This window comes from Chondrinema litorale (assembly GCF_026250525.1).
GTDB classification, from domain to species: domain Bacteria; phylum Bacteroidota; class Bacteroidia; order Cytophagales; family Flammeovirgaceae; genus Chondrinema; species Chondrinema litorale.
Map to the genome: position 1 here is coordinate 4,282,538 of NZ_CP111043.1, position 26,264 is coordinate 4,308,801.

Genomic DNA, 26,264 nt, shown 5'->3' on the forward strand with positions numbered 1-26,264 from the left:
TCCGTTCTTAGTTTTGAGTTACTTTACTAAAATATTTTTTTAACCACGAATTAGAGGCTGTAATAAGCCATTCGTTTTCGAATTTTTCTTTTGTATCCACTAAATTATTGAATGTAATAGTTTGTGGAATTACTTTACCAGAGTTAATTGCCTCTTCAATTTCTCTAAAGTTGAAGGTATAGATATGATTGTTTTCTTCTAAAAAGGCAATATTCATTCTGTCGAATAGATCAACATTTAATGTTTTCTCAATTTCTTTGAGCGCTGCAACCGAACTATCAATTGAACATCCAGAAGGTAAATTTGTAGTAGTATCGACAGCTAGAACTATAAATTGTTGATACATGATCTTAAATGATCCCTTTAATTCTGCTCCGTGCGATTGCCAACGACTAATAAAGTTTGTAAGCAAATCCTCAACAATATTCTGTTCTTTAGGGTCGAATTTTCTGTTAGATTGATATACCCAAACCCTTGATGAAGCTGGCAATTCTGAAAATTGTATGTACATAGTGTTGTGTGAGTAATTTAAATTATTTCATAATAAGTGTGCTAAAACTACAACTTATTACTAATAGCGACAAGTTCCGCAATATCTAAAACTTTTACCTCTTGTTCCTTCTCTTTGTTCTTTACACCGTCGCTCATCATGGTCATACAGAATGGACAAGCTGAGGCAACAACCTTAGCTCCAGTTGCAAGTGCTTCTTCAGTTCTTTTGATATTTACTTCTTTTTTGCCCTTTTCAGCATCTTTAAACATTTGGGCTCCACCTGCTCCACAGCAGAAACCATTTTTTTTGCAGTTTTTCATCTCTACTAAATCTGCATCAATAGATTCTAAAACTTTTCTTGGTGCTTCATAAATATTATTAGCTCTTCCCAAATAGCAAGAATCGTGATAGGTAATTTTTTTGCCTTTAAACTCACCACCTTCTTGGAGTTTTATCTTTCCAGAATCTATAAGTTCTTGGAGATACGTGGAGTGATGAACAACCTCATAATTTCCACCTAAGACAGGGTATTCATTTTTAATTGTATTGAAACAGTGTGGGCATGCAGTTACAATTTTCTTTATTTGATAAGTGTTTAATACCTCTATATTTTGAACAGCCTGCATTTGGAATAGAAATTCATTACCTGCTCTTCTTGCAGGATCACCTGTACAAGACTCTTCTGGACCTAAAACAGCATAATTGATTTTAGCTGCATTTAAAATTTTTATAAAGGCAATAGTTACTCTCTTGTATCTATCGTCGAATGAACCGGCACATCCAACCCAAAATAAAATTTCGGGTTGTTTTCCTTCAGCGGCTAGATCAGCCATAGTAGGTATTTTGGTGGTGTTGTCCATGAATGATTATTTTGTGAATTGTTTTAGTAATTATTCCTTGTTAAATTCTTCAGACCATTTAAATCTGTCTGTTGGAGGAAAAGCCCATGGAGCCTGATTGTTTTCGATATTAGAAAACATAGCATTCCAAGATGCTGGTGTATCAGATTCTTCCATGGCAACATATCTTCTTTGTTGTAGAATTATATCCAATGGATTTATATGAATAGGGCAAGCTTCTACACAAGCATTACAAGTAGTACAAGCCATTAATTCTTCTTTACTAGTGTAATCTCCGAATAGAGACTTTCCATCATCGTGATCCTTTCCATTAGTATCAATGTTTTTCCCAAATTCTTCTGCACGATCTCTTACATCCATCATTATTTTTCTGGGAGAAAGCTTTTGGCCAGTTTGGTTAGCTGGACAAACAGAAGTACATCTTCCACATTCAGTACAACTATAGGCATCCATTATGTTTTTCCAAGTAAGGTCTGTTACATCTCTAGCACCAAAAGTGGCAACTTCTTCATCATTTGCATCAGCTCCAGCACTTTCCATCTCAAGCATAATTCTTACTTCTTTGGTTACAGCATCCATGTTTTTCATCTCACCTTTAGGCTGTAAGTCAGAGAAGTAGGTGTTCGGAAACGCCAGAGCAATATGTAAGTGTTTGGAGTAAGTTATATAAATTGAAAAGGCAAAAATTCCTGAAATATGTATCCACCAAGATATTCTTTCAATTGCCACTAATGTACCAGTAGATAGGTTTTCGTAAAGTGGTACAAACGCTTGACTTACCAAAAAAGAACCTACTTGATGAAAATGAGAAGCAATGTATTGGCTTTCATTAGCTCTCCCTTGTAAAATACTATCTGTAGCATTCATTGTAAAGAGTGCAAGCATTAATGCAATCTCCCAAATAAGAATAATTTTGCCATCTTTACTTGGCCAGCCTTTCATTTCTGGTTTTTCGAATCTTGGTATAAGGCCTGAGCTTCTTCTAAAAAGAAATATTAAACAGGTAATTATTACGCCAAGTGCGAGTAGTTCAAAGAAGCCAATAAGAAAAGGATAAATATTTCCTAAAAGGGGGGCAAATAACCTGTGTTTTCCAGTTATTCCATCTAAGATAATTTCTAAAATTTCGATATTAATTATTAGAAATCCGGCATAAATAGTAAAGTGCATCAGGCCAATAAATGGTCTGTCAAACATTTTTTTCTGGCCAAATGCTAGAAGGAGCATTTTTTTCACTCTTTCATTTTTATTACCAGTTCTGTCTTCGCTTTTACCCAGCTTAATATTTCTGCTTATTGTTTTTATTCTATTACCTATAGCTAAAGCAGTCGCTGCGATTAAACCCAGAAAACAGAGTTGTTGAAATAAACTAATGAATATTTCCATGAGATGTTTATTGGGATAAAGTACCTTCAAAAAAAAGTTATGCATGCATAACAATTCAAATATAAATATTCTATCCTAATCTCAAAATATCCCATTATTTAAATGAGAAAAAAATAATGATAGATAAGTATATCAAATAGATTGTAATGATGTATAGAAGTTGAATTTTTAAAATAAACTTACAAAAGTTACACAGGCTTAATTCAAGTAGAATTTATTGAAACCTTTCAAAAAACTTAAAAATTAGCTTTTAAACTGAGTATCTTAAAATTGTTCAAAAGTAAGATTATTTAATTTATAAATAAATTCTTATTCAAACTCCGTTTAAATTTACTAGAAAATAGATATAGAAGTAAGTTTTAATTGTGAATTCAAAAAAATAAATGATGTAATAAGAACTATGTAATAAACAAATTGTGGTAGTTCAATGGAATAGATTTTTCAAATATTAAGTGTAATGGTTTTGAATCATTAACATTTAATAAACCCGAAAAATTGACAAGCATTGGAACACTTGAAACTTCTTAAAAAAAGGGTAAACTGGAGTGTGCTCTTTTTTATGTTCTCCATAGTTCATGCGTATGGGCAGGGTGATTTCCAGGTTAACTCTGGAAGTTCTGAATCTGGTTGCGGACCATTGGTAGTAGGCTTTGAGCCAATACCAGATGGAGCTAAGACTTTGAGAACATCAAATCCATATGAATGGGATTTAGGAAATGGAACAAATTCTATTCTTGAAACACCTTCAACAATTTACATTTCAAACGGTACATATGACGTAAGCCTTACTATTTATTATAATGATGGTACTTCGGAAACTATTGATAAAAATGATTTTATAACAGTTTTTGCAGGACCAACTCCAACTTTTTCGTCTGACATTGAAGGTGGCTGTTCTCCTCTTACTGTTACTTTTTATAGTGATATCACTATTGGTGATGCTGGAATTGATCCTGGAAATATTATCTGGGAGTTTGGTTCTGGTGGTGTGGCCACAGGTGATACAGTTACCTATACTTTTAACGATCCGGGTTTATATGATGTAAAGCTATTTGTAGAAGATAATAATGGCTGTAAAAATACTTATGTCGTATCTGACTATATAAATGTAATTGATCAGCTAGATGTTGATTTTACTCCAGAAGAACAAATTACATGTTCTAGTTCAATTCTTGTAAATTTTACTGATAGTACCAAGACTACTGCTACTGGTCCATTTTTGTATGAATGGGATTTTGATGGTGATGGTATTTCAGACTCTAATCTTCAAAACCCTTCTCATCTTTTTTCGCTAACAGGAGATTCAACTATATATGATGTAACACTTACCGTTACAGATATACCTAGTGGATGCTCGAATACAGAGGTTAAAGCAGGTGTTGTGAAGCTTTACGACTATCAGCAAAGCTTTACAGTAAATCAAACAGAGTCCTGTTCTCCGATGACTGTTTTGTTTACTGATGATTCTAATGTACAATTTCCCTTTCAAACAGTTGAATGGGATTTTGATGGTGATGGAGTTTATGATGATTCTGGATCATCTGCTTTTTTTACTTATACAAATACAGGAAACTCACCGCAAACATATACAGTCTCAATGCGAGTTACAGGTGGTGATGGTACTTGTGGAGGAGTTATAACTCAGACAGATTTCATTACAGTTCATCCAGAAATTAATGCGGTTATGTCCGCCGATCGTACACAGTTTTGTACATCTAGTTTTAGTGTTGATTTTGATGGAAGTGCTTCTGAAAATGGGACAATTTATAGATGGGATTTTGATGGAGATGGAATTGTAGATGATACCAATCCAGATCCAGCACCTTTTACTTATAGTGGTTATGGAACATACACCGCTGAGTTAGAAATTGAAAACTCGCAAGGTTGTATTGATAGAACTACCATGACGATAAGATCGGAGCCAATCGTACCTGATTTTGCTCCGGACGTTATAGAAGGTTGTAATACCATAACAACAAATTTCACTAATAATACAACAACTTTTGTCCCAGTTACAAACTGGGATTGGGTGGTGACAGACGATGGTGGCAATGTTGTAGCAACTTCAAACCAAGAAAACCCAACATTTAATATTTCAGGCGAAGGAATATATTCAGTAACACTTACTGCGTCTAATGCAGAATGTTCAGAAACTGTTACTCAAAATGATATTTTACATATTGGGTTACCACCAACAGATCTGGATTTTACACCAGATCAATTTGTGGTTTGTAATAACATGGAAATACAGTTTACCAATAACTCTACTGTAGTATCAAGCTATCCTGTAGAGTTTATTTGGGATTTTGATTATGATGGTACTACACTCGACGAAGAGTTAATTACTACTGATGTAACTGATATTGCCACGCACACTTATTCTAACAGAGTTCCTGGTCCAGTAACTATTGCATTAGGATACAGATCAAATGGATGTGAGTATATTTTATCAACTCAAGTTTTTACTCAAATAATAGATATTCAACCACCAGTAGCCGACTACGATGTTTTAACAGATGAATGTTATCCAGATACATTGCGATTATTTGATAATTCAGTAGGTGATGATACTAGACAGTGGACCATTACAGATTATTTAGGCAATGTATTTACAAGTGCTGATGAAGATTTAGTGTTGATTTTTGAGCCAGGTACTGATGTTGATGTTGAATTGGAAGTTTCTAATAATGCAACAGGTTGTTCTGATATTGAATTTAGAACTATTACAATGCCTCCAGCTTTACAGTATTTCAATACCTCTGTAAGCGATACAACTATATGTGTAGACAACTCAATCACATTTAATACTGGGGTTGTTGGGGCTGCCAGTTATACATGGTATATAGGAGATACAATTCGATATGAGCAAAGCCCAACTGTATTATTTACAACTCCGGGTGCTTATGATACAAGATTAGAAATTGACTTTGGAAATGGCTGTATTAAAGATACTGTACTTACTGCATTTATTGATATTATAGGCCCGGAGGTGCAAATTCAAGCGAATACAGCATTAACTGGATGTACTCCTTTAAGTATTGAACTTGAAGATATATCTACTGCTCCTTCACCTATTATAAACAGAACTTGGAGTGTAGATGGTGTTCCAACTGGAAATGGAACTGTATTTAATTATACTTTTGATAAAGCTAAAGTTCCACAAACAGACACATATCAAGTATCTCTTACAGTCGAAACTGATGATGGCTGTATAAGTACTAGATATGTAGAGGTAAACCCTTATGGACCACAGCCAGATTTCCTTATTGATTCAGTAAGAACTTGTGATGAGATAATTGTAAACTTTGAAGCAATTGAAGTAGATAGTACTGGTATCGGGCCATTAACTTTTACCTGGTCAACAGATGCACCAGGTGTTACTTTAGGTTCAGGCTTAACTGTATCAGATACATTCCCAGACGGAACACATAATGTAACATTAGAAGTTACCGATGCTTTTGGTTGCACAAATACCATAACAAAATCAATTGATGTGATGTTTGGTCCAGCTTTACAAGCTGGTTTTGTGGCTATTCCAAATACATTCAATTGCCCACCTGCGGCCATTTCATTTGCCGATACGTCTATATCTGCTCCAACTGTCACTATAGTAAGTTGGCTATGGGATTTCGGAGATGGTACTTTTTCTACTTTACAAAACCCAGGTAAAATTTATAACCATCCAAGTGATTACGATGTGAGTCTAACTGTTATGGATGATCTCGGTTGTATTAGTACAATTTTAGTAGAAGATGTGGTTCAAGTAGATGGACCTACAGGAACTTTTACAGTTGAAGAGACAATAGGTGTTGTTGAAAGAATGGGTTATGTTCCTCTTCCAGTTGATTATACTGGTACTTCTGATACTACTGCAAACCAATATGGTTGGGAAACAGGCGATGGTACATTTATAGCATTTGGAGCAGCAGGAGACTCAACTGCTAGTTATACTTATAATACAGCAGGAGTTTATACGCCAAAAATGATTTTGACATATGATGGTTGTCAATATGCACCACCAACATCATTACAAGTAACTGTTTTACCTTGTCCAACTGTTTCAATAAGTAATCAAAAATTCTGTGTGTCAGAAGGAGATCAGACTATAAGTGCTTTTAACTCTTCACAGAATTTGACATTAGGCACCATGCATTATCGCTGGTATAAAAATGGGTCTGGGACAGCCTTTGCTTCCGATGTTGATGAAATTACTGTTACGGCTCCATCAGGCATTACTGCAGACCAAGTGGATACATATACAGTAGAAATTTGGGTGGAAGATGGCTCTGATATAGTTTGCCAAAGTTCAGATGATTTTACTGTAACTTATAGCCCGAATCCTGTAGCCGATTTTGAATTTACAGGTGATCAGGTTTGTTTTACTGCTGGTGGTGTAACTGTATCTTTCACAAATAAATCAACAAGTCCAGGTACTACAGTTATTCAGCGAATAGAGTATGATTTTGATTATGATGGGTCTAATTTTACTGTTGATGAAACTGTAAATAGTCCTACTTTTAATCAGGTTACAAATCATACGTATACTTCTGCAGGTACATATTATGTGGCTCTTAGGGCATATTCTGACAATGGTTGTGATGATCAAGCAGAAACACCTATTCCAGTAGTAATCTATCCTTTACCTGAACCAGATTTTAATGTAAGTGGTAGTTGTGATGGTGATGCTATTTCTTTTACAGATGATTCTAATATTGCTACTGGTACAATTGATTTTTATGAGTGGGATTTTGATGATGATAATGTTTTTGAAGAGTCTGGAGCTTCTTTAAGTGCTTTAGATCATACATTTCCAGGACCTGGTATTTATCCAGTTTCTTTAAAATTAACATCAGATCAGTCTTGTCAAGACGAAATTACAAATAACGTATCTGTACACCCAACACCAATTGCAGGAATAACCACCTTAACAGGAGCTGCAAAATGTTTTGGTAACACAATAGATTTTGATGCAAGTGCTTCATCTATAACAGGAAGATTTGCAACAGCAAATGGATCAGATTTAGGATATACTCCTGAAATATCAAATTATCACTGGGATTTTGATGGTGATGGTACTTTTGATCAAACTACTTCAAGTGCTACAGTATCATATTTATATCCAGCACCAGGAAATTATACAGCAAGAGTAAGAACAGAAAGCAACAGAGGTTGTATTGATGAAGCTACTATGTCAATTACGATATATTACTTGCCTGTTGCAACATTCTCAGTTTCAAATACATGTCTTGATCAAGCTATTACTTTCGATGCAACATCAGCGACAACTGCGTCAAGTGCAGATGGAGTTACAATTACAAATTACGAATGGGATTTAAGCTATGATGGTGCATTTAATGTTGATATTTCAGGAGATGTAACTACAGCAGAAACTGTACAAAATACATATTCAACTCCGGGTGAATATACAATTGCATTAAGAGTAACTTCATCAGATAACTGTCAGGCTTTCTATACCTCAGATATTTCGATTCCTTCAGTAACTCCTGATTTCACATACTTCAATGTCTGTGATGGAGCAACTATAAATCTATATGATAACTCTACTAAGCCTGATACTTTAAGTATAGTAAGCTATTCATGGGATTTTGATGGTGATGGAACTATAGACAAAACAGGATTAAATACAGATTATCAATATGATATTTCAGACTTCCCAGAGTTAGCAAGTTTGAGTTCTGGTGACTCAGTAGTTATTTTAACAGATGCAAGATTAACTATAGCAACCTCTGATGGTTGTTCTTATACAGTTTCTAAAGAAATAGTTGTAAAAGATGTAGTTATTCCGATTCCAGATTTTGATATTACAAAAGTTTGTGAAGGCTTCCCTACAACATTAGATGCATCGAATTCTGATCCAGGTGATCCGGCATATACTATTACAGATTACGATTGGGACTTGGATAATGATGGTACTTTCGATTCTTCAGGAGTTTCTTTAGCTTATACTTTCCCATCTGCTGGTACATATCCAGTTACATTGAGAATCATTACAAACATCGGTTGTTCAATGACGATTACTAAAGATGTTGTAATTGATACCTATCCTAATATAGACTTTAATTATAATTCAGGGAATATTTGTAATGGAGATTTAGTGACCTTCAATGATGCTTCTGATAATCCGGGAGGTAGTGCTGTAACTCAGTTCTTCTGGGATTTTGATAATGATGGAGTCTTTGAAGCAAGTGGAACAAGTAGTAGTTATACATTTCCAGAAGCAGGTTCATTTATTGTGAACCATAAAATTATTTCCTCTTTAGGTTGTGAGAGAATAAGTAGTGAAACAGTAGTGATCAATCCAAATCCAATTGCTTTGTTTGGTGCTGATAAAGTATGTTTTGGTGCAAATACAAGTTTTATAGACTCTTCTACTATTGAGAATGATGTAAATGGATTGCCAATAGCAGGAAATTCAATTACCGATTGGAATTGGGATTTTGGTGATGGTAACTCATCCACTTCAGCAAATCCATTCCATACTTATTCAGCTCCTGGTAATTATAGTGTTACACTCACAGTAACAACTGATAAAGGTTGTAGTCATGATTATACTAAGAGTGTTCGAGTAAATCCAAGCATCGATGAAGGTTTGAGTGTAACAGAAGTATGTTTGAGTGAGCCTACGGAGTTTACCGATGTGAGTGTGATAGATATGTCAAGTTATGTTGATTTGGGTAGTGAGAGTTACAGCATTGATAAGCGCACCTGGAATTTTGGGGATGGCAGTGGCGATTATACAGGTACAGGTAATGAGCAAGTAGTAAATCACACATATGCGAATCCGGGTAATTACACAGCGACCTTAACGATGGAGACGAGCACGAACTGTGAGTTAGTAGTGACGATCCCAGTGAGAGTAAATCCAAGCATCGATGAAGATTTGAGTGTAACAGAAGTATGTTTGAGTGAGCCTACGGAGTTTACCGATGCGAGTGTGATCGATATGTCAAGTTATGTTGATTTGGGTAGTGAGAGTTATAGTATCGATAAGCGCACCTGGAATTTTGGGGATGGCAGTGGCGATTATACAGGTACAGGTAATGAGCAGGTAGTAAATCACACATATGCGAATCCGGGTAATTACACAGCGACTTTAACGATGGAGACGAGCACGAACTGTGAGTTAGTAGTGACGATCCCAGTGAGAGTAAATCCAAGTATCGATGAAGATTTGAGTGTAACAGAAGTATGTTTGAGTGAGCCTACGGAGTTTACCGATGCAAGTGTGATCGATATGTCGAGTTATGTTGCTTTGGGCAGTGAGAGTTACAGCATCGATAAGCGCACCTGGAATTTTGGGGATGGCAGTGGCGATTATACAGGTACAGGTAATGAGCAGGTAGTAAATCACACATATGCGAATCCGGGTAATTACACAGCGACTTTAACGATGGAGACGAGCACGAACTGTGAGTTAGTAGTGACGATCCCAGTGAGAGTAAATCCAAGTATCGATGAAGATTTGAGTGTAACAGAAGTATGTTTGAGTGAGCCTACGGAGTTTACCGATGCAAGTGTGATTGATATGTCAAGTTATGTTGATTTGGGTAGTGAGAGTTACAGCATCGATAAGCGCACCTGGAATTTTGGGGATGGCAGTGGCGATTATACAGGTACAGGTAATGAGCAAGTAGTAAATCACACATATGCGAATCCGGGTAATTACACAGCGACCTTAACGATGGAGACGAGCACGAACTGTGAGTTAGTAGTGACGATCCCAGTGAGAGTAAATCCAAGCATCGATGAAGATTTGAGTGTAACAGAAGTATGTTTGAGTGAGCCTACGGAGTTTACCGATGCGAGTGTGATCGATATGTCAAGTTATGTTGATTTGGGTAGTGAGAGTTATAGTATCGATAAGCGCACCTGGAATTTTGGGGATGGCAGTGGCGATTATACAGGTACAGGTAATGAGCAGGTAGTAAATCACACATATGCGAATCCGGGTAATTACACAGCGACTTTAACGATGGAGACGAGCACGAACTGTGAGTTAGTAGTGACGATCCCAGTGAGAGTAAATCCAAGTATCGATGAAGATTTGAGTGTAACAGAAGTATGTTTGAGTGAGCCTACGGAGTTTACCGATGCAAGTGTGATCGATATGTCAAGTTATGTTGATTTGGGTAGTGAGAGTTACAGCATAGATAAGCGCACCTGGAATTTTGGGGATGGCAGTGGCGATTATACAGGTACAGGTAATGAGCAAGTAGTAAATCACACATATGCGAATCCGGGTAATTACACAGCGACCTTAACAATGGAGACGAGCACCAACTGTGAGTTAGTGGTGACGATCCCAGTGAGAGTAAATCCGAATCCAACAGCTTTATTCAGTGCAGATCCAGTATGTTTTGGTTCAGCGACAGACTTTACAGATGGTAGTTTTATTGATTTGAGTAGTTATGTAAATGGCACAGGTGATGTACAGGAGATAGTAACATGGAGTTGGGATTTTGGAGATACAAAGACAGCGAGTAGTAGCGATCCAACGATGAGTCATACTTATTTAGCACCAGGAAATTATGATGTAACCTTGACAGTGACGACCAATAATGGATGTAGTCATAGTGTTACAGAGAGTATCCGCGTGAACCCGAATCCAACAGCTTTATTCAGTGCAGATCCAGTATGTTTTGGTTCAGCGACAGACTTTACAGATGGTAGTTTTATTGATTTGAGTAGTTATGTAAATGGCACAGGTGATGTACAGGAGATAGTAACATGGAGTTGGGATTTTGGAGATACAAAGACAGCGAGTAGTAGCGATCCAACGATGAGTCATACTTATTTAGCACCAGGAAATTATGATGTAACCTTGACAGTGACGACCAATAATGGATGTAGTCATAGTGTTACAGAGAGTATCCGCGTGAACCCGAATCCAACAGCTTTATTCAGTGCAGATCCAGTATGTTTTGGTTCAGCGACAGACTTTACAGATGGTAGTTTTATTGATTTGAGTAGTTATGTAAATGGCACAGGTGATGTACAGGAGATAGTAACATGGAGTTGGGATTTTGGAGATACAAAGACAGCGAGTAGTAGCGATCCAACGATGAGTCATACTTATTTAGCACCAGGAAATTATGATGTAACCTTGACAGTGACGACCAATAATGGATGTAGTCATAGTGTTACAGAGAGTATCCGCGTGAACCCGAATCCAACAGCTTTATTCAGTGCAGATCCAGTATGTTTTGGTTCAGCGACAGACTTTACAGATGGTAGTTTTATTGATTTGAGTAGTTATGTAAATGGCACAGGTGATGTACAGGAGATAGTAACATGGAGTTGGGATTTTGGAGATACAAAGACAGCGAGTAGTAGCGATCCAACGATGAGTCATACTTATTTAGCACCAGGAAATTATGATGTAACCTTGACAGTGACGACCAATAATGGATGTAGTCATAGTGTTACAGAGAGTATCCGCGTGAACCCGAATCCAACAGCTTTATTCAGTGCAGATCCAGTATGTTTTGGTTCAGCGACAGACTTTACAGATGGTAGTTTTATTGATTTGAGTAGTTATGTAAATGGCACAGGTGATGTACAGGAGATAGTAACATGGAGTTGGGATTTTGGAGATACAAAGACAGCGAGTAGTAGCGATCCAACGATGAGTCATACTTATTTAGCACCAGGAAATTATGATGTAACCTTGACAGTGACGACCAATAATGGATGTAGTCATAGTGTTACAGAGAGTATCCGCGTGAACCCGAATCCAACAGCTTTATTCAGTGCAGATCCAGTATGTTTTGGTTCAGCGACAGACTTTACAGATGGTAGTTTTATTGATTTGAGTAGTTATGTAAATGGCACAGGTGATGTACAGGAGATAGTAACATGGAGTTGGGATTTTGGAGATACAAAGACAGCGAGTAGTAGCGATCCAACGATGAGTCATACTTATTTAGCACCAGGAAATTATGATGTAACCTTGACAGTGACGACCAATAATGGATGTAGTCATAGTGTTACAGAGAGTATCCGCGTGAACCCGAATCCAACAGCTTTATTCAGTGCAGATCCAGTATGTTTTGGTTCAGCGACAGACTTTACAGATGGTAGTTTTATTGATTTGAGTAGTTATGTAAATGGCACAGGTGATGTACAGGAGATAGTAACATGGAGTTGGGATTTTGGAGATACAAAGACAGCGAGTAGTAGCGATCCAACGATGAGTCATACTTATTTAGCACCAGGAAATTATGATGTAACCTTGACAGTGACGACCAATAATGGATGTAGTCATAGTGTTACAGAGAGTATCCGCGTGAACCCGAATCCAACAGCTTTATTCAGTGCAGATCCAGTATGTTTTGGTTCAGCGACAGACTTTACAGATGGTAGTTTTATTGATTTGAGTAGTTATGTAAATGGCACAGGTGATGTACAGGAGATAGTAACATGGAGTTGGGATTTTGGAGATACAAAGACAGCGAGTAGTAGCGATCCAACGATGAGTCATACTTATTTAGCACCAGGAAATTATGATGTAACCTTGACAGTGACGACCAATAATGGATGTAGTCATAGTGTTACAGAGAGTATCCGCGTGAACCCGAATCCAACAGCTTTATTCAGTGCAGATCCAGTATGTTTTGGTTCAGCGACAGACTTTACAGATGGTAGTTTTATTGATTTGAGTAGTTATGTAAATGGCACAGGTGATGTACAGGAGATAGTAACATGGAGTTGGGATTTTGGAGATACAAAGACAGCGAGTAGTAGCGATCCAACGATGAGTCATACTTATTTAGCACCAGGAAATTATGATGTAACCTTGACAGTGACGACCAATAATGGATGTAGTCATAGTGTTACAGAGAGTATCCGCGTGAACCCGAATCCAACAGCTTTATTCAGTGCAGATCCAGTATGTTTTGGTTCAGCGACAGACTTTACAGATGGTAGTTTTATTGATTTGAGTAGTTATGTAAATGGCACAGGTGATGTACAGGAGATAGTAACATGGAGTTGGGATTTTGGAGATACAAAGACAGCGAGTAGTAGCGATCCAACGATGAGTCATACTTATTTAGCACCAGGAAATTATGATGTAACCTTGACAGTGACGACCAATAATGGATGTAGTCATGGTGTTACAGAGAGTATCCGCGTGAACCCGAATCCTATCCCTGATTTTAGTCATGATAAGGTATGTTATGATGAACCAACGAATTTTACTAATAACACGACAATAGGGAAGGATAAAGATGGATTGGATATTCCTGGTAATAGTATTATTGCATGGTTATGGGAATTTGGAGATGAAGATACTTCAACAGATGAAAATCCACAATATACTTTTAATACACCAGGTACTTATACGGTGACATTAACAGCAACAACAGACAAGGGCTGTGTGAAGAGTATTAGCTATGATGTGATCGTTTATCCAAACCCAACAGCAAACTTTACCTACCAAAGTTATTGTGAGGATGAGGATGTTGAGTTTATTGATGAATCTATGGTATTAGATAAAGACGGTAACTTTGCCAAAGATTATAGTGTAGAGAAATGGGAGTGGAGTTTTGGTGATGGTGCTACATCTACTTTACAAAATCCAGTTCATAAATACAATGGTGCAGGAGAGTATACAGTTTCACTAAAAGTGACATCTAATACTGAGTGTACAGACGAATTTACTCAGAATGTTAAAGTTTATCCATTGCCAGTTGCAAACTTTGAAGTTGATCCAGCTTGTATGAATTCACCAATTGCAATTAGAGATTTATCTTCTATTTCTGATCCTTTTGCTAGTGAGAATCAAATTGTAAGTTGGACATGGTCATTTGGGAATGGAGATTCTTCTTATGTGCAAATACCAGATTACTCTTATAGTGCTGCTGGTGTTTATACAGTCAATCTTACTGTAGCAACTGCGAATGGTTGTACAAATACGGTAGAACAAGAAGTATTTATTTATCCAGCTCCTATTGCAGGCTTTACGGTAGATAATGTGTGTATTGGTAATGCAGCTACTTTCATGGATATATCTTCTGATTTTGGTAGACCAATAATGGATCAAAAATGGGATATGGATAATGATGGTGTATTCGAAGAGAGTGGAGAGGAGGTAAGCTATATCTTCGATAAACCAGGTAAATATGCTGTTAGCATAATGGTTACTGGTATTACAGGTTGTACAAGTATCTATACTGACTCTATCACTGTGAATCCATTACCAGATGCATTTGCAGGAGAAGATGTTTGGATTTGCGAAGGTGAACAAACCGAATTAATCGCAAGTGGTGGTATTTCATTCATATGGGATACTGATCAAACTAGTCAGAAAATCATTGTTAGTCCTGATGAAGATACTACTTACGAAGTGATAGTAACTGATGAAAATGGATGTTCAGCACCAGCAACTGTTACGGTTCATGTAATTCCAGCACCACCAGCAGAAGAGGATATAGTAGCTTGTGAAGGTGAATTTGTAACATTAGATGCAAAAATTCCGGGTTACGATGCTACTTACTTATGGTCTACAGGTGATTCTATTCAACAAATAGCTGTGATGGAAAGTGGAGTGTATACAGTAGAAGCTGTAGTTAACTATAAAGGTAAAGAATGTATCTTTAATAAAACCTTTAATGTTGATTTTAAAGCTTTACCTGAACCTGCATTCCCATCAGAAGATTCAGTTTACTGTTTTGATGAAGGACCATTAATGTTAGATGCTGGCGAAGGTGATATTTATGTGTGGGAAGAGCTTGGTTCTACTGATAGAGAAGCAGCTATTACCGAAGAAGGTATCTACCATGTTACTGTAACCAACGAATTCGGGTGTACTTATAGAAGCAGTATCACAATTTTAGATAGATGTCCACCAGAAGTATATTTCCCTACTGCATTTACACCTAATGGTGATGGATTAAATGATGAGTTCTTAGTTGAAGGAAAGCATATTATTAATTATCACTTGGAGATTTATAACAGATGGGGAGAAGTTATCTTCTTAACAAGCGATACTAAAGATGGTTGGGATGGTATTTATTTAGGAAAAGAACTGCAAGCAGGACCTTTCCCTTATATAGCCACTTATGGTAGTGAGTTAGATCCTGCTAAGAAGTATACTGTTCGAGGATCAGTTACACTTATCAGATAATTAAAATACCGCTAAAGGAAAAAATTGACTTTTTGTAAAAATATTCAAACCTTAAAGTCAATTTTTCCTTATATAAAACAAAAACTTTATACTATGAAACTTGTAAAATCAAGCTATAATAAAATGTTAACTGGGGTTTGTGGCGGAATTGGAAATTATTTAGGAATTGATGCAACGGTGGTAAGAGCTTTATTTGGTGTGAGTGTAATTGTGAGTTTTGGTACCACACTATTGGTTTACGCCATTTTATCTTTTATCATGCCAAGTGAATATGAATATTAAGAAATCAAAACTGAGTTAATTTTAACTCAGTTTTTTATTTTTTAGCTACTTTCTTTTTTATTTTAAATCATCTTAACATCACTACTGGTTTTCATTGTTTTAATATTCTATCTTTGCCCCTCAAAAAATTAATGGAGTGTCTAAACTTCTTAATATTTAATTGAAAACCAGAAATTAATATGTCTTTACAGTGTGGAATTGTTGGTTTACCTAATGTAGGAAAATCTACCTTGTTTAATGCTTTATCAAGTGCAAAAGCAGAAGCAGCAAACTATCCTTTCTGTACTATTGAGCCAAATGTGGGAGTAGTAACGGTACCCGATAAAAGGCTTAAAGTATTAGAATCTCTAGTAAAACCTCAAAAAGTTTTACCAACAACAATAGAGTTTGTCGATATTGCTGGTTTGGTACAAGGAGCAAGTAAAGGTGAAGGTTTGGGAAATCAGTTCCTTGGAAATATCAGAGAAGTGGATGCTATTATTCACGTTGTTCGTTGTTTTTCTGATGATAACGTTGTCCATGTTGCTGGAAAAGTGGATCCTGTCTCAGATAAAGAGATTATCGATACAGAATTACAGTTAAAAGACCTTGACACTATAGATAAGCGAATTCTTAAAAATGCTAAGGTTGCTAAAAGTGGAGATAAAGATGCAAGAAAAAGCTTAGAAATCTTAGAGAAACTAAAAAAGCATCTGGAAGAAGGTAAAAACGTAAGAGGTATTGATGCAACAGAAGATGAGTGGGAGTTTATAACAGACTTATTTCTACTTACTGCAAAACCAGTAATTTATCTGGCTAATGTGGATGAAGAATCTGTAACTTCTGGAAATGAGTATGTTGAGCAGTTAAAAGAGAATGTGAAATCTGAAAATGCTCAAGTATTAATGATTTGTGCTGCTTTAGAGTCTCAAATTGCTTCTTTTGATGACGAAGAAGAAAAGTCGATGTTTCTTGAAGAGTATGGTTTAGAAGAATCAGGTTTGGATAGATTAATTAGAGCATCTTACGAATTGCTAAATCTTATAACTTACTTTACCGCAGGTGAAAAAGAAGTTCGTGCTTGGACAATCCACAGAGGTTGGAAAGCTCCTCAGGCTGCTGGTGTAATTCATAGCGACTTTGAGCGTGGTTTTATTAAAGCTGAGGTAATCAGTTACGAAAACTACGAGAAATATAAATCTGAATCAGCTTGTAAAGAAGCTGGCAAGTTGTCAATAGAAGGAAAAGAATATGTAGTGCATGATGGAGATGTGATGCATTTCCGTTTCAATGTATAATTAAATAATAGTCGCTTTACTGTAACCTTTTACAAATAATCTGAGAAAAGCTTCCAAAAATAATCCTGTTAAAAAGCAATTAATTAAAAAAACTGCTAGAATAGTTATCGGGATTGATTTTGGACTTTCGTGGAAGAGATTACCAAAGAAAATATTTGCTGGTAATAGATTATTTACAAACAGTAAAGCGCCTATAGCACAACTCACAACGTGGAATACTACCAACCAATATTGAATATTTTTCCTGATATATTTTTCTGAAACCAGGTAATATTTTATTCTAAAACCAAACAAATTAAAAAGAGCTACTACGAAGGAAAATGGCAGAATAAAAATGTAAAATAAAAATTGCATTCTGTTTATTATTCGGTCAAAAATATTTAGCAATTACGTTAGTTAGCCCTTTAAATTATTAAATCTAAAAGTAAAATTTTGAATAATAATACATTTACGCTTGTCGCGAAAACCTTCTTTGGCTTGGAAGAACTCCTAGCTGAAGAACTAGAAAGTCTGGGAGCAAATAATGTGCAGGTACTCAAAAGAGCTGTAAGTTTTTCTGCAGATAAAGAGTTGATGTACAAATCTTGTTTATGGCTGAGAACTTCATTGAGAATTATAAAGCCAATAGCAGAATTTCAGGCAGAAGACGAGCATCAGTTATATAGCGAAATTCAGAAAATAGATTGGTCTCAGTATCTAGATAAAGAAGGAACACTTGCTGTAGATAGTACTGTAAACTCAAATATTTTCAGACACAGCAAATATGTTGCTTTAAAAACTAAAGATGCAATTGTAGATCAATTTAGAGATAAATTTGGTGTAAGACCATCTGTTCATGTTAGTAGTCCAGACCTGAGAATAAACCTTAAAATCTCTAATAAAGATTGTATTCTCTCTATAGATGCGTCTGGAGATGCAATGTTTAAGCGTGGTTACAGAGTGCAATCTGTAAAAGCTCCAATGAATGAAGTATTAGCTGCGGGCTTATTAAAGCATGCTGGCTGGACGCCAGATCAGCCATTAATAGATCCAATGTGTGGTTCTGGTACAATTTTGATAGAAGCTGCTCTAATGGCTAAAAATGTAGCTCCACTTTCTTTTAGAAATATTTTTGGGTTTATGCATTGGCCAGATTTTGACCAGAAATTGTGGGCTGATATTAAAGCAGATAGTGTAAGCCAACAAAAAGATATAGACGATTTAAGTATCAAAGGGTCTGATATTTCTTTGCAAAGCATACAAGCTGCTCGTGAGAACATAGCCGCTGCAAATCTCGAAGATGATATAATAGTATCAAGAAAAACATTTTCTGAAGCCAAACCGCAAACCGATTATGGCTTTTTAATTACCAATCCACCTTATGGAGAACGATTAGAAGATGCTCAGATAAATGCTTTTTATTCAAAGTTTGGTGATCAATTAAAACAAGAGTTTAATGGTTTTGATGCTTGGATAATTAGTTCGAGTCAAGAAGCGCTAAAAAACATCCGATTAAGACCATCAAGAAGGATAACATTGTATAATGGCTCCTTGGAATGTAAATTTATGAAGTACGAAATGTACAAGGGTACTAAAAAAACTAAGTTCGATAACGCTGATAATTAATAAAAAGATTATTGATCTTTAAAGCCTTTCTAAAATACTTTAGAAAGGCTTTTTTTATATTTACTTTCCTATTAAATCAGGATACATGTTGTCTCAAAGCTTGCTACTTTAGTTGGATTAAGCATATGCTTAAATTCTTTAATCTAAAGAAGTAAATATGAAACTATCTATAACTACTATCAAGCAAGACTTTATTATTCCTCTTACTTTATGTTGTCTATTATCCTGTAACCAAAAGTATGACGGTTTTCAACAGTTCCGCTTAATTAAAGGAGATGAGGCTAACTTGCTTTTTAAAAATACAATTGAGGAGCTGGATACATTAAACACGCTTAACTATGCTTATATATACAATGGAGCAGGTGTAGGTGTAGCAGATATTAATAATGATGGTTTACAAGATATTTATTTTGCTGGCAATCAGGTTTCAAGTAAGTTATATCTGAATAAAGGTAATTTACAATTTGAAGACATTAGTGAAAAAGCTGGAGTAACAACAGATAGATGGTGCACAGGGGTTTCAATGGTTGATATCAATACTGATGGTTTTGTTGATATTTATGTTTGTGCTGCCGATAGAAATTATACAGATAAAGCGAGAAACCTTTTATTTATAAATAATGGAGATAATACATTTACCGAAAGTGCCAAAGAGTATGGCTTAGATGATAAAGGCTACAGTACTCAAGCTGCTTTTCTGGACTATGATTTAGATGGCGATCTAGATTTGTATTTACTTACCAATGGCACAGAAGATTTCCCACCTAATAATGTAAGGCCAGTTAAAAAAGATGGGAAAGGTATAAGTACCGATCGACTTTATAAAAATAATGCTGTAGAGTGTGCCAGTAATTCAGAGCTTTGTGTATCAAAGTTTACTGATGTCTCAAAAGAAGCTGGAATCCTTATTGAAGGTTATGGTTTAGGCGTCGCTGTTGCAGATATCAATCAAGATGGATATCCAGATGTGTATTGCTCTAACGATTTTATTTCCAACGATTTATTATGGATAAATAATGGAGATGGTACTTTTACTGACCATCTAAAAGAATATACCAAGCAGACTACTTACAACGGAATGGGGGTAGATATTGCCGATTTCAATAATGATAATTTACCTGACATCGTAGAGATGGATATGCTGCCAGAAGATAACCAGCATACAAAAACCATGTTAATGCCCATGAATTACGATAAGTATCAAATGAAAATACAAATGGGCTATCAGCATCAGTTCTTTAGAAATACTTTACAAATGAATACTGGTTCTGGCAGTTTTAGTGAAGTTGGCCGGTTATCGGGAATAAGCCGAACAGATTGGAGTTGGGCGCCATTATTTGTAGATATGGATAATGATGGCTACCGTGATTTATTCATTTCTAATGGTTATGGCAGAGATGTTACCGATTTAGATTTTGTGGTTTATGGTCTTCAGGGAGATTACACTTATGGAGATAAATCACAAGATGTAACGAAGCATTTTAAGCAGATTCAAGAACTTTCGGGTATTCATGTATCTAATTATTTCTATAAAAATCAAGGAGATTTAACTTTTAAAGATCAATCAAAAGAGTGGAGAGTAGATAGTCCAAGCTATTCCAATGGTGCTGCTTTTGCAGATCTTGATAATGACGGAGATGTGGATTTTATAACTAATAATATAAATGACTATCCTTTTATCTACACAAACCTCGAAGATCAAAATCCAAATAAGAACAACTTTTTGCGAGTAGCGCTTATCGGTCCAAAACTCAACGAAAATGGCTTAGGTGTAAAACTATGGTTAGAAGATGAGAGCATTCAGCTTTTTCACGAGCACTACATTGTAAGGGGTTATAAGTCTACAGTTGAGAATACTATACATTTTGGCTTGGGAGATGTGCAAAACGTAAAATCTTTATCAATTCGCTGGCCCGATGGTAAAACTCAAAAACTATCTAATATACAGGTAAATCAAAAAGTAGAGATAAATTATAAAGATGCTATAAGTAATAGCAGAAAAGAAACAGAGCAGTCTAAAACACTTTTTTCAGCAGTAACAGCATCGCAAACTCCAAAGTTTATCCATCAAGAAAATTATAATATAGATTTCAAAACACAGCCGCTTTTACATCACATGAATTCAAGAACAGGTCCGGGTATAGCTGTTGGAGATGTAAATAATGATGGTTTACAAGATTTTTATGTAGGGGGAGCTTCTGGGCAAAATGGAATTCTCTATTTACAGGAAAAAACAAATTCGAGATCAATTCCAGCTTTTACTGAAAAAGTGATTGATGAAACCTTTATAAAAAGCGAAGATACCGGTTGCTTGTTTTTTGATGCTGATAATGATGGTGACTTAGATTTATTCATTGCTAGCGGCGGTGCCATTTTTTTTGCAGATGGTGAGTTTTCAAATCTCTATCAAGATCGATTGTATACAAACGATGGAAATGGGAATTTTAAACTAAATGAGGGTGCTCTTCCAATTTTAAATGGAAGTAGTTCAAGTGTAGTAGCCGCAGATTATGATAAAGATGGAGACCTCGACTTATTTATTGGTGGAAAACTAGACCCCAAAAGATATCCAGAATCAGGAAAGAGCTATTTGCTTCAAAATAATGGAGGTGTATTTAAGGATGTAACCAATGAGGTTTCTGAGTTGCAAAGGATTGGAATGGTTTCATCTGCAATCTGGACAGATTTTAACAATGATTCTTGGATAGATTTAATCGTGGTAGGAGAGTGGATGCCAATTACATTTTTTGAAAATAAGAATGGTGTGTTAACAAATATCACTGGTCAAACCAATTTGGCTGAGAGTTATGGTTGGTGGAATAGTATAAATGCTGGCGATTTCGATGCCGATGGAGATATAGATTATATTGTAGGGAATTTAGGTACAAACTCAGTACTTAAAGCATCAGTAAAAGAACCAGTAGAATTATATGCGAAAGATTTTGATAAATCTGGAAATATCGACCCAATATTATTTCATTACACTCAGGGTAAAAGTTACCCATTTGCCATGCGAGATGCTTTAATAGATCAGATTAATGGAATGAAAGGGAGATTTAAAGAATATAAACTTTATGGGCAAGCAACTGTAAATGAGATTTTTAGAGACAAAGAATTAGACGGTGCTACTCACTTAAAAACTACAGTTCTTAGCAACTCATTTATAGAGAATTTAGGCAATAATCAATTTAAAATAAAGCCTTTGCCAAATGCAGCGCAAATTGCGCCAATGTATGGCTCTCAAATTTCAGATTTCAATACGGATGGTTTTTTAGATATTCTACTAGTAGGTAATAATACAAACGTTGAAACACTTTTTGGTTTTTACGATGCTTCAGAAGGTGTTTTACTGGCAGGTGATGGCAGTAATAACTTTAAGGTTATTGATGCCAAAGCTACTGGTTTAAAAATTACTGGCAATGCAAGAGGTTTGGTGCAATTAACTTTAGACGAGAATAACAGCATGCTTATTTGTGCTAAAAATAATGAACTACTTCAATTTGTACAATCTGTTTATTCGAAAGGAAAATTAATTTCCTTAAAGCATAATGATGTATACGCCGAAGTTTTCTTCAAAAATTCTGATAAAAAGCAAAGAGTAGAATTTTATTATGGAGCAGGTTACTTCTCACAAGGTGAAAGGAGTTATTTCTTAAATGAAAATATCTCTCAAATGATAATTTATGATTCTAAGGGAAATAGTAGAAAGGTAATGCAAGAAACACTATAAAAAAAGAAAAACCTGAGTCTTCGGCTCAGGTTTATTAGTTTCAGTTTTCTTCTATTCTATAATATCTTCTATTCGGACTATCGCGCGGGTAATATTTCAGTTAAATCTTTCGCTAATTGTATGTTACAAATATAAAGTATGTAAAGAAACTTACAAGTATTTTTTTAAACTTTATTGCAGAAATCTATATAAGTAACACTCAAATAGGCATAATAAAAGTTAATGTGTTTCAAAATATTTAATTTATCCTTAAAACCTTACATGCATACAAAATTTATCATTACAGTAAATTAGTTTGTTTTTTTCGCGCGATTATACTTTCTAATTACTTTTTTTGCAGGAAATATGGAAAAGTTGAACAGAATAGGACCATTTCAGCTTTTGTAGATAGATATATAAAAGGCTGAAATTAAATTGATATGAAAAAAACGATAATTTTAGGAGCTACAACAAATCCACAACGGTATGCATTTGAAGCTGCAAGAAGATTAAATGAAGAAGGAGTAGAGTTTGTGCCTATTGGGATAAAACGAGGAGAAGTTTTTGGAAAAAAAATTATCAATGAAAAAAAAGTATTACGAGATATTAATACGATTACATTATACATTGGTCCGGCAAAACAAGCAGAGTGGGAAGACTATATTTTAAATACTAAACCTGAGCGTTTGATTTTTAATCCGGGAACAGAAAATGCTTCTTTGGCAGAAAAAGCAAGGAAAAAAGGCATTGAAGTCATATTTGGATGTACCTTGGTTATGTTATCAATAGGCAATTATTAATATATTATACAAAATGTCAGAAGAAAAAAAGAAGAGTGTATATTCATTTCCTAAAAGTACAGGGTCGTATTCGGGAAAAGTAAGGGATGTTTATTTTTTTGGCGATAAGCTGGCAATGATTACCAGTGATAGAATTTCAGCATTTGATGTAATTCTGCCAAAGCCAATTCCATATAAAGGACAAGTGCTTAATCAGATAGCAGCTCTTTTTTTAGAACAAACTAAAGATATTGTACCTAACTGGGTAGAAGCAGTTCCGCATCCAAATGTAATTATAGGGAAGAAATGTGATGCTTACGCGGTAGAAATGGTAGTAAGAGGCTATTTGGTGGGGCATGCTTGGAGAGAGTATAAAGCAGGTAAAAGAATGCTTTGTGGAGTGCCTTTACCAGAAGGGATGAAAGAAAATGATAAATTTCCAGAGCCAATTATTACTCCTGCTACAAAGGCAACAGAAGGGCACGACGAAGATATTTCAAGAGAAGAAATTCTGGCAAGAGGTATAGTTCCTGAAAAAGAATATAAGCTATTAGAGAAATATACTTTAGGCTTATATAAACGAGGAACAGAAATCGCGTCTAAATCAGGTTTAATCTTAGTTGATACTAAATATGAGTTTGGTAAATACAATGATGAGGTATATCTGATAGATGAAATTCACACGCCCGATTCTTCTCGGTATTTTTATATCGATGGATATGAAGAAAGACAGGAAAAAGGAGAGAGGCAAAAACAACTTTCAAAAGAATTTGTTAGAGAGTGGTTGATTGAAAATGGTTTTCAAGGAAAAGAGGGACAAAAGTTGCCAGAAATGAGTGATGAATTTGTGGAATTGGTTTCTCAAAGGTATATTGAACTATTTGGAAAAATCACAGGAAAACCTTTTGTAAAGGCTGAGGATAACGATGAAGCCTCAATTGAAAAGGCAATACAGAATTTTTTCACAACAAAATGATATATTTGAAGAAAATTCAAACAGACTCGATATGAAATACGCTGTAGAAAAAGCTGAAAAGTATACAAAATTAACATTAGAAGAGGAAAAACTGGATACCCTAAAAGCTCCTCAGTTAAAATCTGAAGTAATTACTCTTTACCAATCAGGTACAGTAAATCTGATTCTTAACTTAGCTATGGTAAAATATGTAGACTCTTCAGGGTTAAGCGCTGTTTTAGTAGCAAACAGAATGTCTAAAGATATTGGTGGGTTACTTATACTTACAGGTGTAAGTGAGCATGTGATGAAATTAATTAGAATTTCTAAGTTAGATAATGTTCTCCATATTTTACCTACAGACGAAGAAGCTGTAGATGCGATTTTCCTTAATGAAATTGAGAAAGATTTAGGAGAGGAAGAAGAAGGAAATTAATCAATATATTATTTTATTGTACGGTAAAGAGTTTTCAGTCAGAGCTCTTTACCGTTTTTTTATTTATCGTTTTGTCAATTTCAGTTCAAATACTTGGTGCAAGTTCCGCAACTCCTGCTTGGAACAGATTCATGACCTCACAGTTGCTAGAAATCAATCAACAGTATTGTTTAATAGATTGTGGTGAAGGTACACAATACCAATTGCTAAATCTTAAAGCCAAGACATCAAAGATCGATTACATCTTTATTAGCCACATGCATGGCGACCATATTTTTGGCTTACCGGGCTTACTGTCATCAATGAGTCTTTTAGGTAGAACAAAAGAGTTATATCTTTTTGCGCCAGCAGAGTTAAGAGAAGTATTAATTTCTATAAACCGAGCTTCCCAGTCTTCTTATAACTTTCCTATTCAGTTTATTGAAACTCAGGATGCTTTTGCAAGTCAAATATTTGAGAACGAGTATTTTTCTGTTACTTCGGTTCCTTTAGAGCATAGAGTACCCTGCTGTGGATTTATTTTTAGAGAAAAGAAGAAAAAGAACAAGCTATTAGCAGAAAAATTACCAAAAGGATTTCCTTTTGAATTAATGAAAGAGCTTAAAGACGGGAAAAGTGTGTTTTGGGAGGAAAAGGAATACTTATTTGATGAGTATACAGTTGAACCACCACCACCATTGAGTTATGCTTTTTGTTCAGATACTGCATATTCAGAAAAAATTTTGGAACATATCGATGGTGTTGATATATTGTATCACGAAGCTACGTTTGTAGAAAGTGATAGTGAACGTGCAGTTAGAACGAAGCACAGTACTGCATCTCAAGCAGCTACTATTGCTAGTAAAGCTAATGTGAAAAAGCTAGTGATCGGACACTTTTCTATAAGATATAAAGAGCTTAATCAGTTGTTAGAAGAAGCGCAAAGAGTTTTTCCAGAGACTTTTTTGGCACTCGAAGGAAAAATTTTCACCGTATAAGGAAAAAAAATGAATTTTTCTTGAAAATTATCCTTCATAATAAGGATAAGCTTTTTATATTTTGAAAAATTTAAGATATTTGCACCTCAGAAATTAAAACCATATAAAGAAATGTCAAGAGTTTGTGATATAACAGGGAAGAGACCAAGAGTAGGAAATAATGTTTCCCATGCTAATAACAAAACTAAGAGAAAGTTTTACCCTAATTTGCACACTAAGAAATTTTATGTTCCAGAAGAAGATCGTTGGATAAAACTAAAAGTTTCTTCTACTGCTTTAAGAACCATCAATAAAAATGGTATTACAGCAGTCTTGAAAAAAGCTCGTGCAAACGGGAATGTACTTATCTGAGATAGTT

Annotated in this window: 13 protein-coding genes; 10 read left to right on the plus strand and 3 right to left on the minus strand. The window is 35.4% G+C overall.

Annotated elements, in window-relative coordinates; genetic code table 11:
* Window positions 1-7: 7 nt before the first annotated feature.
* Genes OQ292_RS17720 through OQ292_RS17730 form a run of 3 tightly spaced genes read right to left on the minus strand, consistent with a single transcriptional unit; the run spans window position 8 to window position 2,739 of the window.
* On the minus strand, window positions 8-511 hold the full coding sequence (locus tag OQ292_RS17720) for a hypothetical protein (RefSeq protein ID WP_284683477.1): 504 nt from the start codon (window positions 509-511) through the stop codon (window positions 8-10).
* 47 nt (window positions 512-558) lie between these two features.
* Window positions 559-1,353, minus strand: coding sequence for a (Fe-S)-binding protein (locus OQ292_RS17725; protein WP_284683478.1), 795 nt, complete (start codon window positions 1,351-1,353; stop codon window positions 559-561).
* A 30-nt stretch (window positions 1,354-1,383) separates the two neighbouring features.
* On the minus strand, window positions 1,384-2,739 hold the full coding sequence (locus OQ292_RS17730) for a 4Fe-4S dicluster domain-containing protein (protein WP_284683479.1): 1,356 nt from the start codon (window positions 2,737-2,739) through the stop codon (window positions 1,384-1,386).
* Window positions 2,740-3,253: 514 nt separating this feature from the next.
* On the opposite strand from OQ292_RS17730, the gene OQ292_RS17735 reads away from it, so the two are divergent.
* The 10 genes from OQ292_RS17735 (at window position 3,254) to rpmB (ending at window position 26,257) form a co-directional block, all read left to right on the plus strand.
* Entirely contained in the window at window positions 3,254-15,886 is a 12,633-nt protein-coding gene (locus tag OQ292_RS17735) for a PKD domain-containing protein (RefSeq protein ID WP_284683480.1), read from the plus strand.
* Between the two features lie 93 nt (window positions 15,887-15,979).
* On the plus strand, window positions 15,980-16,168 hold the full coding sequence (locus OQ292_RS17740) for a PspC domain-containing protein (protein WP_284683481.1): 189 nt from the start codon (window positions 15,980-15,982) through the stop codon (window positions 16,166-16,168).
* A gap of 179 nt (window positions 16,169-16,347) precedes the next feature.
* Window positions 16,348-17,445, plus strand: coding sequence for a redox-regulated ATPase YchF (gene ychF, locus OQ292_RS17745; RefSeq protein WP_284683482.1), 1,098 nt, complete (start codon window positions 16,348-16,350; stop codon window positions 17,443-17,445).
* A 432-nt stretch (window positions 17,446-17,877) separates the two neighbouring features.
* Entirely contained in the window at window positions 17,878-19,050 is a 1,173-nt protein-coding gene (locus OQ292_RS17750; RefSeq protein ID WP_431733746.1) for a THUMP domain-containing class I SAM-dependent RNA methyltransferase, read from the plus strand.
* 157 nt (window positions 19,051-19,207) lie between these two features.
* Window positions 19,208-22,780 (plus strand): VCBS repeat-containing protein, encoded by a 3,573-nt coding sequence (locus OQ292_RS17755; RefSeq protein ID WP_284683484.1) that lies wholly within the window; start codon window positions 19,208-19,210, stop codon window positions 22,778-22,780.
* A 419-nt stretch (window positions 22,781-23,199) separates the two neighbouring features.
* Window positions 23,200-23,559: a CoA-binding protein gene (locus OQ292_RS17760; protein ID WP_284683485.1), complete on the plus strand. Its 360-nt coding sequence runs from the start codon at window positions 23,200-23,202 to the stop codon at window positions 23,557-23,559.
* Between the two features lie 13 nt (window positions 23,560-23,572).
* On the plus strand, window positions 23,573-24,514 hold the full coding sequence (locus tag OQ292_RS17765) for a phosphoribosylaminoimidazolesuccinocarboxamide synthase (protein WP_284683486.1): 942 nt from the start codon (window positions 23,573-23,575) through the stop codon (window positions 24,512-24,514).
* Between the two features lie 31 nt (window positions 24,515-24,545).
* Window positions 24,546-24,929, plus strand: a complete 384-nt coding sequence (locus OQ292_RS17770; protein ID WP_284683487.1) for an STAS domain-containing protein — start codon at window positions 24,546-24,548, stop codon at window positions 24,927-24,929.
* Window positions 24,930-25,000: 71 nt separating this feature from the next.
* Entirely contained in the window at window positions 25,001-25,906 is a 906-nt protein-coding gene (locus OQ292_RS17775; RefSeq protein WP_284683488.1) for a ribonuclease Z, read from the plus strand.
* A gap of 111 nt (window positions 25,907-26,017) precedes the next feature.
* Window positions 26,018-26,257 carry a 50S ribosomal protein L28 gene (gene rpmB / locus OQ292_RS17780; RefSeq protein ID WP_284683489.1) on the plus strand — a complete coding sequence of 80 codons (240 nt, stop codon included), beginning with the start codon at window positions 26,018-26,020 and terminating at the stop codon, window positions 26,255-26,257.
* Window positions 26,258-26,264 lie beyond the last annotated feature (7 nt).

Coding starts and splice junctions, on each gene's coding strand:
- OQ292_RS17720 (WP_284683477.1), bottom strand. CDS start 511: ATGTACATACAATTTTCAGAATTGCCAGCTTCATCAAGGGTTTGGGTA.
- rpmB (WP_284683489.1), top strand. CDS start 26,018: ATGTCAAGAGTTTGTGATATAACAGGGAAGAGACCAAGAGTAGGAAAT.
- OQ292_RS17730 (WP_284683479.1), bottom strand. CDS start 2,739: ATGGAAATATTCATTAGTTTATTTCAACAACTCTGTTTTCTGGGTTTA.
- OQ292_RS17765 (WP_284683486.1), top strand. CDS start 23,573: ATGTCAGAAGAAAAAAAGAAGAGTGTATATTCATTTCCTAAAAGTACA.
- OQ292_RS17725 (WP_284683478.1), bottom strand. CDS start 1,353: ATGGACAACACCACCAAAATACCTACTATGGCTGATCTAGCCGCTGAA.
- OQ292_RS17740 (WP_284683481.1), top strand. CDS start 15,980: ATGAAACTTGTAAAATCAAGCTATAATAAAATGTTAACTGGGGTTTGT.
- OQ292_RS17760 (WP_284683485.1), top strand. CDS start 23,200: ATGAAAAAAACGATAATTTTAGGAGCTACAACAAATCCACAACGGTAT.
- ychF (WP_284683482.1), top strand. CDS start 16,348: ATGTCTTTACAGTGTGGAATTGTTGGTTTACCTAATGTAGGAAAATCT.
- OQ292_RS17755 (WP_284683484.1), top strand. CDS start 19,208: ATGAAACTATCTATAACTACTATCAAGCAAGACTTTATTATTCCTCTT.
- OQ292_RS17770 (WP_284683487.1), top strand. CDS start 24,546: ATGAAATACGCTGTAGAAAAAGCTGAAAAGTATACAAAATTAACATTA.